General features: G+C 61.9%; 11 protein-coding genes and 1 riboswitch. Of the genes, 10 read left to right on the top strand and 1 reads right to left on the bottom strand.

The features are described 5' to 3' along the window. Window positions 1-19 precede the first annotated feature (19 nt). The 4 genes from BOP96_RS09570 to BOP96_RS09555 all read left to right on the top strand — a co-directional run bounded on the left by BOP96_RS09570 (window position 20) and on the right by BOP96_RS09555 (window position 3,526). A complete protein-coding gene (locus BOP96_RS09570) occupies window positions 20-1,093 on the top strand; it encodes an AI-2E family transporter (RefSeq protein WP_014719396.1) in 1,074 nt (357 codons plus the stop codon). A gap of 205 nt (window positions 1,094-1,298) precedes the next feature. Beyond that, a complete protein-coding gene (gene hda, locus BOP96_RS09565) occupies window positions 1,299-2,003 on the top strand; it encodes a DnaA regulatory inactivator Hda (RefSeq protein ID WP_014719395.1) in 705 nt (234 codons plus the stop codon). Window positions 2,004-2,212: 209 nt separating this feature from the next. Continuing rightward, on the top strand, window positions 2,213-2,842 hold the full coding sequence (locus tag BOP96_RS09560) for a C40 family peptidase (protein WP_003193051.1): 630 nt from the start codon (window positions 2,213-2,215) through the stop codon (window positions 2,840-2,842). Between the two features lie 144 nt (window positions 2,843-2,986). Continuing rightward, window positions 2,987-3,526 carry a C40 family peptidase gene (locus BOP96_RS09555; protein ID WP_003193049.1) on the top strand — a complete coding sequence of 180 codons (540 nt, stop codon included), beginning with the start codon at window positions 2,987-2,989 and terminating at the stop codon, window positions 3,524-3,526. A 123-nt stretch (window positions 3,527-3,649) separates the two neighbouring features. Here the strand turns inward: BOP96_RS09555 and BOP96_RS09550 are convergent, their stop codons facing one another. After that, window positions 3,650-4,963 (bottom strand): PQQ-dependent sugar dehydrogenase, encoded by a 1,314-nt coding sequence (locus BOP96_RS09550; protein ID WP_073452547.1) that lies wholly within the window; start codon window positions 4,961-4,963, stop codon window positions 3,650-3,652. 99 nt (window positions 4,964-5,062) lie between these two features. Beyond that, a riboswitch (cobalamin riboswitch) is annotated at window positions 5,063-5,309 on the top strand. Between the two features lie 79 nt (window positions 5,310-5,388). Between BOP96_RS09550 and cobO the strand changes: the two genes are divergently transcribed. From cobO to BOP96_RS09520, 6 genes are read left to right on the top strand one after another with little or no spacing between them, the layout of a single operon-like run. After that, window positions 5,389-6,000: a cob(I)yrinic acid a,c-diamide adenosyltransferase gene (gene cobO / locus BOP96_RS09545; RefSeq protein ID WP_005790169.1), complete on the top strand. Its 612-nt coding sequence runs from the start codon at window positions 5,389-5,391 to the stop codon at window positions 5,998-6,000. After that, the gene (locus BOP96_RS09540) at window positions 5,997-7,388 is read left to right on the top strand and encodes a cobyrinate a,c-diamide synthase (protein ID WP_060767400.1); all 1,392 of its coding nucleotides are present in this window, start codon (window positions 5,997-5,999) and stop codon (window positions 7,386-7,388) included. Before cobO ends, BOP96_RS09540 begins: the two co-directional genes overlap by 4 nt. Then, a complete protein-coding gene (gene bluB, locus BOP96_RS09535) occupies window positions 7,385-8,035 on the top strand; it encodes a 5,6-dimethylbenzimidazole synthase (protein WP_014719391.1) in 651 nt (216 codons plus the stop codon). The genes BOP96_RS09540 and bluB overlap by 4 nt, the downstream gene beginning before the upstream one ends. Further along, window positions 8,032-8,940: an adenosylcobinamide-phosphate synthase CbiB gene (cbiB, locus tag BOP96_RS09530; RefSeq protein ID WP_014719390.1), complete on the top strand. Its 909-nt coding sequence runs from the start codon at window positions 8,032-8,034 to the stop codon at window positions 8,938-8,940. Before bluB ends, cbiB begins: the two co-directional genes overlap by 4 nt. Beyond that, entirely contained in the window at window positions 8,933-9,922 is a 990-nt protein-coding gene (gene cobD / locus BOP96_RS09525; protein ID WP_032903127.1) for a threonine-phosphate decarboxylase CobD, read from the top strand. Before cbiB ends, cobD begins: the two co-directional genes overlap by 8 nt. Next, a complete protein-coding gene (locus BOP96_RS09520; RefSeq protein WP_072433686.1) occupies window positions 9,919-11,370 on the top strand; it encodes a cobyric acid synthase in 1,452 nt (483 codons plus the stop codon). Before cobD ends, BOP96_RS09520 begins: the two co-directional genes overlap by 4 nt. The last annotated feature ends 208 nt before the right edge of the window (window positions 11,371-11,578 follow it).

The following is an 11,578-nucleotide window of genomic DNA, read 5'->3' as shown; positions in this document are numbered from 1 at the left end:
AAAACAGATGGAGTGGTTTATGGCGGATACGCGTCGTTGGGTGTGGCTTGGCGGGATTGTCCTGCTGTGCGGTTTTGTGTTCTTGCTGCATTCGATCCTGACGCCGTTCCTGGTGGCGCTACTGCTCGCCTATCTGTTCGATCCCGTAGTGGATCGCCTGGAAAAAGTCGGCATGTCGCGCACCTGGGGCGTGATCACGGTGTTTGCGCTGTTCACGTTGATCATCACGGCGCTGGTGTTGATATTGGTGCCGATGTTGGCCAAGCAGCTGTTTCGCCTCTATGAGCTGGCGCCGCAGATGCTCGACTGGTTGCAGCACACGGCAATGCCGTGGGCCCAGTCCAAGTTCGGGCTGGCCGATGGCTTCTGGAAGTTCGACAAGGTCAAGGCAGCTATCAGCGAGCATATGGACAAGACCACCGATATCGTCACGGTGGTGCTCAGCCAGGCGACTGCGTCGAGCCTGGCGCTGATCGGCTGGTTGACCAACCTGGTGCTGATCCCGGTGGTGGCGTTCTACCTGCTGCGAGACTGGGACATCATGATGGCCAAGATCCGCAGTCTGCTGCCTCGTGACCGCGAAGAGCGTGTTGTTTCCCTGGCAGCGGAGTGTCATGAGGTATTGGGTGCGTTCGTGCGTGGCCAGTTGCTGGTGATGCTGGCCCTGGGGGTGATTTACGCTGCTGGCCTGATGGCGATCGGCCTGGAGCTGGGGCTGTTGATCGGCTTGATCGCGGGCTTGGCTGCCATCGTGCCGTACATGGGCTTTGTGATCGGCATCGGTGCGGCGCTGGTGGCCGGGCTGTTCCAGTTCGGCGGCGACCTGTACCCGATGCTGGGGATTGTCGCAGTGTTCATGGTGGGCCAGGCCTTGGAAGGCATGGTGCTGACGCCACTGCTGGTGGGCGATCGGATCGGCCTGCACCCGGTGGCAGTGATCTTTGCGATTTTGGCGGGTGGCGAGCTGTTCGGCTTTACCGGCATCCTGTTGGCGCTGCCGGTGGCGGCGGTGATCATGGTGCTGGTGCGCCATGTGCACGACCTGTACAAGGATTCGGACGTGTATACCGGGGTGGATGAGCCCGAGTTGTAATCGCGGTGTCACAAACCCGGCCCTGGCCGGGTTTGTTGTTTCTGGCGCCGGGGTGCGTCAAACAAACTGCGTAAAACCCCCGGGTTAACGCAAACCTTTGATTTTGCTTGTGGTCTGCTGCATTGTGCGCCCGGCGTCACGGGTATAAACTTTGCAAACTTTACATAGAGGCCACTAACGGTTCGATGGGAGCCGTTCAGTCAGCATGAAACCGATTCAGCTGCCCCTAGGTGTGCGTCTGCGTGATGACGCTACCTTTATCAATTACTACCCAGGCGCCAATGCCGCTGCACTCGGCTATGTGGAGCGGCTTTGCGAAGCCGACGCCGGGTGGACTGAAAGCCTGATCTATCTGTGGGGCAAGCATGGCGTGGGGCGTACCCACCTGCTGCAGGCCGCATGCCTGCGTTTCGAGCAGACGGGCGAGCCGGCGGTCTACCTGCCCTTGGCCGAATTGATGGACCGCGGGATCGGCATCTTCGATAACCTTGAGCAATATGAACTGGTGTGTCTCGACGACCTGCAGGCAGTGGCCGGCAAGCCGGAGTGGGAAGAGGCGCTGTTTCATCTGTTCAACCGCCTGCGCGACAGCGGCCGGCGCTTGCTGATCGCTGCGTCCACCTCGCCGCGTGAACTGCCGGTAAAGCTGGCTGACCTCAAGTCGCGCCTGACCCTGGCGTTGATCTTCCAGATGCGCCCATTATCCGATGAGGACAAGCTGCGTGCGCTGCAACTGCGCGCTTCCCGTCGTGGCCTGCACCTGACCGACGAAGTCGGGCACTTTATCCTCACCCGTGGCACCCGCAGCATGAGCGCGCTGTTCGATTTGCTTGAGCAACTCGACCAGGCTTCCTTGCAGGCACAAAGAAAATTGACGATCCCTTTCCTGAAAGAAACCTTGGGCTGGTAAGGTCTTGATTTTCCGTGTAACGGCATTTTCAAGGCGTCAGAAAACCTGCGTTTGAGCCCGAAGGGCTACGCAACTGAAGCGAGAAATGGAATCACGGCTTAGATGGCATAGTCGAAACGATAAGTCACATAGATCGCGATTGAATTTGCAAATCGATGTGATAGAGGGCATAGTCTCGGCTTCTTTACACATCAGCCACGGTCGTGCCCATGCTAAATCGCTTCGCACCCCTCGTGCCTCTCGCACTCGTTACCCTGTTGTTTGGTTGCGCCTCCCACCCTCAGCAGGTGGCAGAACAGCAAAAACCACAGGTTCAAAATCAGGCAAAGTTCGTTGCTGCACAGTCTGCTTCTGTTTATGAAGAAGAGGTGGCAACCGAAAAAGAACTCGCCGAGTTCTCTGACAGCAAGCCTTACCAACTGCCTCTTCTGGCCGACAGCATCCTTGAGCGCGGCATGTCCTTGATCGGTACCCGTTACCGTTTCGGCGGCACCTCGGAAGCCGGTTTTGATTGCAGTGGGTTCATTGGCTACCTGTTTCGTGAAGAAGCTGGCATGAATCTGCCGCGCTCTACGCGCGAGATGATCAACGTGAATGCACCGTTGGTCGCGCGAAACAACCTCAAGCCCGGTGATCTGCTTTTCTTTAGTACCAGTGGTCGCGGTCGTGTCAGCCACGCCGGTATCTACCTGGGCGATAACCAGTTTATTCACTCCAGCAGCCGCCGCAGTGGTGGTGTTCGGGTCGATAACCTCGGTGACAGCTACTGGAGCAAAACCTTCATCGAAGCCAAGCGTGCACTCGCCATGGCTCCGACTACGGTTACCGCTAGTAAGTAAAGTTAAAGTGATACTTGAAGTTTGACGTGTAAGCGCTAGAATCCCTGGACATTGTTGTCATCCGTTCGCGCGAGCTTTGCTTGCGCGTTCTGGTTTTCAACGTTCGGCAGCGAAAGCCGCATCCAGACCAGGATTGTTCTGCACATGTCGACCTCGGCCCGCCTGATGCTTATTGTTTGCGCCGCGCTGCTCAGCGCCTGCGCCAGTCGTACACCGCCGCCCGCGCCCGTCGCGGTCAAGCCTAAGCCGGTGTTCAACTATGCCACCCAAAATTTCTCGCCTGCTGCCGAAGACGTGCTCTTTCGTGCGCTGGGCCTGGTCGGCACGCCATATCGCTGGGGCGGCAACACACCGGACTCGGGGTTCGATTGCAGTGGCTTGATCGGCTTTGTATTTCGCGACGCTGCCGGCATCTCATTGCCGCGCACCACCCGTGAATTGATCGTGATGCGTGCCCAGGACGTCAGCGAACAAAACCTGCAAACCGGCGATCTGCTGTTCTTCGCCACCGGTGGCGGTTCGCGGGTCAGCCATGCGGGCATCTATGTGGGCGAAGGGCGCTTCGTGCATGCACCGCAGACCGGCGGTACGGTGAAGCTGGATACGCTATCCAAAGCGTATTGGCAGAATGCCTACCTGAGTGCCAAGCGCGTGTTGCCAGGGAATCTGGCGCGTAACCCCTGAATCAATAAAACTCCAAAATGTGGGAGCGGGCTTGCCCGCGAATGCAGTGTGTCAGTCAACGGCTTAGTTGGCTGGGCCACCGTAATCGCGGGCAAGCCCGCTCCCACATGGGTATGTGGTTATTTACTTAACAGCCGACACCCGCCAAACCTTATTGCCCACATCATCGGCCACCAGCAAATCCCCCTGCTGATCTATCACCACGCCGACCGGCCGGCCCATGGCTTTCTCATCGCTATCAAGAAACCCCGTCAGCACATCCACCGGTTGCCCTTTCGGCTGGCCCCCTTCGAAGGGGACGAAAATCACCTTATAGCCACTGTGCGGCTTGCGGTTCCAGGAGCCATGCTGGCCGATAAATGCGCCATTACTGAAGGGGGCCGGCAGTTTGCTGCCCTCGGCGAAGGTCAACCCCAGCGAGGCACTATGGGGGCCTACCGCATAGTCGGGAGCGATGGCCTTGGCGACCATGTCCAGGTTCTGCGGGGTCACACGCACATCTACATGCTGGCCGTAATAACTGAAAGGCCAGCCGTAGAAGCCGCCATCCTTGACCGAGGTGATGTAATCCGGCACCAGGTCACTGCCGATTTCATCGCGCTCGTTGACTGCCGTCCACAGCTTGCCGCTCTGGGGTTCCCAGGCCATGCCGTTGGGGTTGCGCAGGCCGGAGGCAAAAATGCGGTGTTGGCCGCTGGCGCGGTCGACTTCCCAAATGGCGGCGCGACCCTGTTCGGCTTCCAGGCCGTTTTCGCCGACGTTGCTGTTGGAGCCGACGCTCACGTACAGCTTGCTGCCGTCCTGGCTGGCCACCACATTTTTGGTCCAGTGGTGGTTCAAAGGGCCACCGGGTAAATCCACCACCTTGGTGCCTGGGGAGGTGATCGCGGTTTCACCTGGCTGATAGGGGAAGCGCAGCAACTTATCCGAATCGGCCACGTACAGGTCGTTGCCCACCAAGGCCATGCCAAACGGCGAGTTGAGGTTCTCCAGGAACACCGTACGAGTTTCTGCCACACCGTCATGGTCGGCATCGCGCAGCAAGGTAATGCGGTTCGGGCTCGGCACGCCGGCGCCAGCGCGGTCCATGACTTTTTCCATCACCCAGCCGCGCACGCCTTTGGCATCGTCCGGCTTGGGCGGTGCATTGGTCTCGGCGACCAGCACGTCGCCGTTGGGCAGCACGTAGAGCCAGCGCGGGTGGTCCAGGCCTTCGGCGAATGCGGCCACTTGGGTGCCGGCGGCGGCGACGGGCTTGGCGCCTTTGGGCCAGCCGATGGCCGGGGCGATATTGACGGTGGGGATCAACGTCTTGTTCGGCTCCGGCAGCCGGGGCGAGGGCCCGGTGCCGTCGGCGACCTGCAGGGTCGAGCTTTCGCCGCACGCAGCGAGGCTACCGGCGAACATGATCAGTAGGGCAAGTCGGGTTTTAGGCATGGTTTTCTCCTTGATACCTGTAGGGGTAGAGAAGCACGAACGGCGGATGGTTCAAGTACAAGGCCAGCTTTAATTGACGCTCCACCCCCAACCCACTAACCTTCGCGGCTTGTTCCAGGTGCTCTGTGGCGTACGCGTCGACGGAGTGAAACAGGGAAGCCGGTGAGCGAGCGCACTTGTACACAGTGCTGCCGCGATTCCGGCGCTGCCCCCGCAACGGTAAATGAGTCAAGACGGTGCTGTTTGCCACTGTGTCGCGTGCGATATGGGAAGGCGCGCCCTCGGCTGCTTGCTATCAAAAGCGCCACTCATGAGCCCGGAGACCGGCCTGGATCATCCAACAGCATCACGGTGGGCGATGCTTGGCTGTCTGTTGTTTCTTTTTCCTGCCCGCCGTTTTTGTCCAGCCCCAACGGAGAGCTGCCATGACTGATTCCCCCGACCGCGACGAACGCCACCTGGCGCGCATGCTGCGCAAAAAAGCCGTGATTGACGAGCGCATCGCCAATTCGCCCAACGAGTGCGGCCTGCTGCTGGTGCTGACTGGCAACGGCAAAGGCAAGAGCAGTTCGGCGTTCGGCATGTTGGCCCGGGCCATGGGCCATGGCATGCAGTGCGGTGTGGTGCAGTTCATCAAGGGGCGTAACAGCACCGGCGAAGAATTGTTTTTTCGCCGCTTCCCCGAGCAGGTGCGCTTTCACGTGATGGGCGAAGGTTTCACCTGGGAAACCCAGGATCGCCAGCGCGATATCGCCGCTGCCGAAGCGGCTTGGGCAGTGTCCCGGGCCATGTTGAATGACCCTTCCATCGGCTTGGTGGTGCTGGATGAACTGAACATCGCCCTCAAGCACGGTTATCTTGACCTGGACCAGGTACTCAGCGACCTGCAAGCCCGCCCGCCCATGCAGCATGTGGTGGTCACCGGCCGTGGCGCCAAGCCTGAGCTCATCGAAATGGGCGACACCGTCACCGAAATGGGCATGCTCAAGCACGCGTTCCAGGCCGGTATCAAGGCACAGAAAGGCGTCGAACTTTGAATCAGCCCCGTCATTGCCCGGCCGTACTGATCGCCGCTCCGGCGTCCGGCCAGGGCAAAACCACGGTCACCGCCGCGTTGGCGCGTTTGCACCGCAACCTGGGGCGCAAGGTGCGCGTGTTCAAATGCGGGCCGGACTTTCTCGACCCGATGATCCACGAGCGTGCCAGTGGCGCGCCGGTGTACCAGTTGGACATGTGGATGGTGGGCGAGCAGGAAAGCCGCCGCCTGCTCTGGGAGGCCGCGGGGGAGGCCGACCTGATCCTCATCGAAGGCGTGATGGGCCTGTTCGACGGCACGCCTTCCAGCGCTGACTTGGCGCGGCACTTCGGTGTACCGGTGCTGGGCGTGATCGATGGCACGGCTATGGCCCAGACGTTCGGCGCCCTGGCCCTGGGGCTGGCGCGCTATCAGCCCGACCTGCCATTCGCCGGCGTGCTGGCCAATCGCGTCGGCACCCTGCGCCATGCGCAATTGCTTGAAGGCAGCCTCACTGAGGGCTTGCGTTGGTACGGTGCATTGTCCCGCGAGACCGGCATCGAACTGCCCAGCCGCCACCTGGGCCTGGTGCAAGCCAGCGAACTGAATGACCTTGATATACGCCTGGATGCCGCCGCCCAGGCGTTGGGCAGCAGTTGCGAAGTGGCCCTGCCGCCGCCGGTGACCTTTGCCGCGCCGCACGTGATCGAAACCGAACCCTTGCTGGCCGGTGTGCGGATTGCCGTGGCCCGTGACGAAGCCTTTGCTTTTACTTACGGCGCCAGCCTGGATCTGTTGCGGGCAATGGGCGCGGAGCTGAAGTTCTTCTCACCGATCCATGATCGCCAATTGCCTGAAGCGGACAGCCTCTATTTGCCCGGCGGGTATCCGGAACTGCACCACCAGGCATTGTCGGCCAATACCTCGATGCTGGACGCCATTCGTGCTCATCACGCCGCTGGCAAACCGCTGCTCGCCGAATGCGGTGGCATGCTCTATCTGCTCGACTCGTTGACCGATGTGGAGGGTGAGCGCGCCGAACTGGTTGGCTTGTTGCAAGGTGATGCGGTGATGCAGAAGAAACTCGCGGCCCTGGCGCTGCAAAGCGTCGAGCTGCCGGAGGGGACCTTGCGTGGGCATACCTATCACCATTCCCTGACTAGTACCGAATGGGCGCCGATTGCCCGTGGCCTGAGCCCTAACGGCGGGCGCGGTGCCGAAGCGGTTTACCGACAGGGTCGTTTGACCGCCTCCTATGTGCACTTTTATTTTCCGTCGAATCCTGGCGCGGTGGCCGCGTTGTTTGCGCCCGACCTTGAGACCGCTATCGCAGGCAAGCCAGCTCCCACAGTTGACCCAGTTGCAAACCAATCCAATGTGGGAGCGGGCTTGCTCGCGAAGAGGCCATGACTGACAACGCATTCCCCCAAGCCGACCGCGAAGCCGTCTACCGCGCCATCGCCGAACGCCGCGACATGCGCCACTTCCGCGGTGGCAGCGTCGCGCCTGAACTGCTGCAGCGCCTGCTCCACGCTGCGCACCAGGCGCCCAGCGTCGGCCTGATGCAGCCGTGGCGTTTTATCCGCATCAGCGATCGCTCGTTGCGCAGCCAGATTCAACAGTTGGTAGAAGAAGAGCGCGTACGCACCGCCGAAGCATTGGGCGAGCGCTCCGATGCGTTCATGAAGCTCAAGGTCGAAGGCATCAACGATTGTGCCGAGGTATTGGTCGCCGCCTTGATGGACGATCGCGAGCGCCACATCTTCGGGCGCCGCACCCTGCCGGAAATGGACATGGCCTCGCTCTCCTGCGCCATCCAGAACCTGTGGCTGGCGGCGCGCGTGGAAGGGTTGGGCATGGGCTGGGTTTCGCTGTTCGACCCCCAGGCCCTGGCCGAGTTGCTGGGTTTGCCACCCGGCGCAAAACCCCTTGCAGTGTTGTGCCTGGGGCCGGTGGCCGAGTTTTACCCGGCACCGATGTTGCAGCTTGAAGGCTGGGCCGATCCGCGACCGCTGAGTGACATGCTGTATGAAAACACGTGGGGAGTGAGTCAATGAGTGTGGCCTTGCTGTGTGTGGCTGCGGTGGCGCTGGATGCGCTGCTCGGTGAGCCCAGGCGCTGGCATCCGCTGGTGGCGTTTGGCAATTTCGCCGGGCGCATCGAGCAACGTTTCAATACTGGCGGGCGTGGCTGGCGCAGCCATGGTGTGACCGCGTGGTTTATTGCGGTGGTGCCGCTGACCCTGCTGGCCACGGCGTTGTCGTGGGCGCCTTATATCGGCTGGCTGCTGGAGATCCTGGCGTTGTACTGCGCCCTGGGCATGCGCAGCCTGGGCGAGCACGTGATACCAGTGGCCCAGGCCCTGCGCCGTGATGACCTGGACGAGGCGCGTACACGTGTGAGTTACCTGGTCAGCCGTCAGACCAGTGAACTGGACCGTACTGAAGTGGCCCGCGCAGCCACCGAATCGGTGCTGGAGAACGGCAGCGATGCGGTATTCGCCGCGTTGTTCTGGTTTGTGGTGGCCGGTGTGCCGGGCGTGGTGCTCTATCGTCTGAGCAACACCCTGGACGCCATGTGGGGCTATCGCAATGAGCGCTTTGAGCGCTTCGGTTGGGCAGCCGCCAGGATCGATGATGTGCTCAACTATATTCCTGCGCGCTTGGTGGCTTTAACCTACGCGTTATTGGGTAAAACCCGCCTGGCGCTCAAATGCTGGCGCACTCAGGGCCCGACTTGGGACAGCCCCAACGCCGGCCCGGTGATGGCGGCAGGGGCCGGTGCCTTGGGTGTGGAGCTCGGCGGCGCGGCGATTTATCACGGCGAGGTGCATCAGCGCCCGCCATTGGGCGAAGGCCCGCCGGCCGACGCCGATTCCATTGATCGCGGCTGGCAACTGGTGCAGCGCGGCGTATGGCTGTGGCTGCTGGTCCTGTGCGTGGGGGCGCAAATCTATGCTTGAACATGGTGGTCGGCTGCGTAAGGCCGCGATTGAGTACGGCATTGCCGAAGCGGATTGGCTCGACCTGTCCAGCGGCCTGGCGCCCTGGCCGTGGCCGATTCCCGAGATTCCCTTGCGTGCCTGGGCGCGTTTGCCGGAAACCGACGACGGATTGGAAAAGGCTGCCAGCGAGTACTACGGCGCCGGCCCATTGTTGCCGGTGCCGGGCTCTCAGGCCGCGATCCAACTGCTGCCGCGCTTGCGTCGTTCCGGCAAGGTCGGCGTGCTTTCGCCCTGTTACGCCGAACACGCCGAAGCCTGGCGCCGCGCCGGTTATGTGGTGCGCGAAGTGCAGGAGCAGGAAGTCGACTTCTTTCTCGACAGCCTCGACGTGCTGGTCGTGGTCAACCCCAACAACCCCACGGGCTTGAGCCTGAGCCCGCAACGCCTGCTGGACTGGCATGCGCGGTTGGCCCAGCGCGGTGGCTGGCTGGTGGTGGACGAGGCGTTCATTGACGTGACCCCGGACTTGAGCCTGGCCAGCCATGCCGATCAGGTCGGCTTGATCGTACTGCGCTCATTCGGCAAGTTCTTCGGCTTGGCCGGCGTGCGCCTGGGCTTTGTGCTGGCCGAGCGCAAGTTGCTCAAGCTGTTGGCCGAACAGGTCGGGCCCTGGGCCGTCAGTGGGCCGACGCGGGTGTTGGGCCAAGTGTGCCTGCGCGACACCGACGGGCATGCGCGCCAGCGCAGTCGTTGCATCGCAGCCGGCCAGCGTCTGTTCGAGTTGCTTGAGCGCCGTGGGCTTCAACCGCACGGCGGCTGCGCATTGTTCCAGTGGTTGATTACTCCCCACGCTGAACGGCTGTACGAATTCATGGCCCAACGCGGCATCCTGCTGCGCCTGTTCGTGCACAACAGCAGCGTGCGCTTGGGCCTGCCCGACACCGACGCCGACTGGCTGCGCCTTGATGAAGCCCTGGCCGCCTACAAGGACGCCACATGACCACGTTGATGGTGCAGGGCACCACCTCCGACGCCGGTAAAAGCACCCTGGTGACTGCGCTGTGTCGCTGGCTGGTACGCCAAGGCGTCGCGGTGGCACCGTTCAAACCGCAGAACATGGCGCTCAACAGCGCGGTGACCGCCGAAGGCGGCGAGATCGGCCGCGCCCAGGCGGTGCAGGCCCAGGCTGCCAACCTGGCGCCCCATACCGACATGAACCCGGTATTGCTCAAGCCCAACAGCGACACCGGCTCCCAAGTGATCATCCATGGCCGTGCGGTCACCAGCATGAATGCCGTGGCCTATCACGACTACAAAGCCATTGCGATGCAAGCGGTGCTGGCCTCCCACGCGCGTTTGAGCCAGGCCTACCCGGTGGTGATGGTCGAAGGTGCGGGCTCCCCGGCCGAAATCAACCTGCGCGCCAATGACATCGCCAACATGGGCTTCGCCGAGGCGGTGGACTGCCCGGTGCTGTTGATCGCGGACATCAACCGCGGCGGCGTGTTTGCCCATCTGGTCGGCACCCTGGAGCTGCTGTCGCCCAGTGAACAGGCGCGGGTCAAGGGCTTCATCATCAACCGTTTTCGCGGCGATATCGCGTTGCTGCAACCAGGGCTGGACTGGCTCGAAGCGCGCACCGGCAAACCGGTCGTCGGCGTGCTGCCCTACGTGATGGACCTGCACCTGGAGGCGGAAGACGGCATCGACCAGCGCCAGATCGACAAGGCCGCCCAGGTGCTCAAGGTGGTGGTGCCGGTGCTGCCGCGCATCAGCAACCATACCGACTTCGACCCGCTGCGCTTGCACCCCCAGGTGGACTTGCAGTTCGTCGGGCCGGGCCAGGCGATACCTGCCGCTGACCTGATCATCCTGCCGGGCTCGAAAAGCGTGCGCAGTGACTTGGCCTATCTGCGTGCCAATGGCTGGGACACCGCCGTGGCGCGGCATCTGCGTTATGGCGGCAAGGTACTGGGGATCTGCGGCGGCTTGCAGATGCTCGGCGAGCAGGTCCATGACCCGCTGGGTCTGGAAGGGCTCGCGGGCTCCAGTGCCGGCCTTGGGTTGCTGGCGTTCAGCACCACCCTGGAACAAGAGAAACAACTGCGCAATGTGCGTGGGCGTCTGGTATTGGAAGATGCCGACGTCAGCGGTTATGAAATCCATGCGGGGGTGACCTGCGGCGCTGCCTTGGCAAGCGCTGCGGTCCTGCTGGACGATGGCCGCAGCGATGGCGCGCAGAGCCCTGATGGGCAAATTCTAGGCACCTACCTGCACGGCCTATTCGAGACCCCGGCTGCGTGCAGCGCGTTGCTGCGTTGGGCCGGGTTGCAGGATGTGCAAGAGGTGGATTATCACGGCTTGCGCGAGCGCGATATCGAGCGGTTGGCGGACTTGGTGGAGCACCACTTGGACACCGATTTGTTGCGCAAGCTATGTGGGATCTGACGGTGCTCACACGACCCAACTGTGGGAGCGGGCTTGCCTGCGATAGCCATGTGTATCTACACAACGCTGTAGTGCTCAACGGTAACCACGATGCGAAGCGAGCCGCCCTTGATCTTGACCTGCTTTTGATCTTGATCTTAGGCGCCCCGTTAAACCACGCTGGCCGGAATTCGACAGTGATTTGGGGGGTAAACCGGCAGGGATGCCG

Origin of the sequence: Pseudomonas sp. FSL W5-0203, assembly GCF_001896155.1 — a bacterium.
GTDB classification, from domain to species: Bacteria; Pseudomonadota; Gammaproteobacteria; order Pseudomonadales; family Pseudomonadaceae; genus Aquipseudomonas; species Aquipseudomonas paracarnis.
This window is presented reverse-complemented; position numbering and strand designations above follow the sequence as displayed.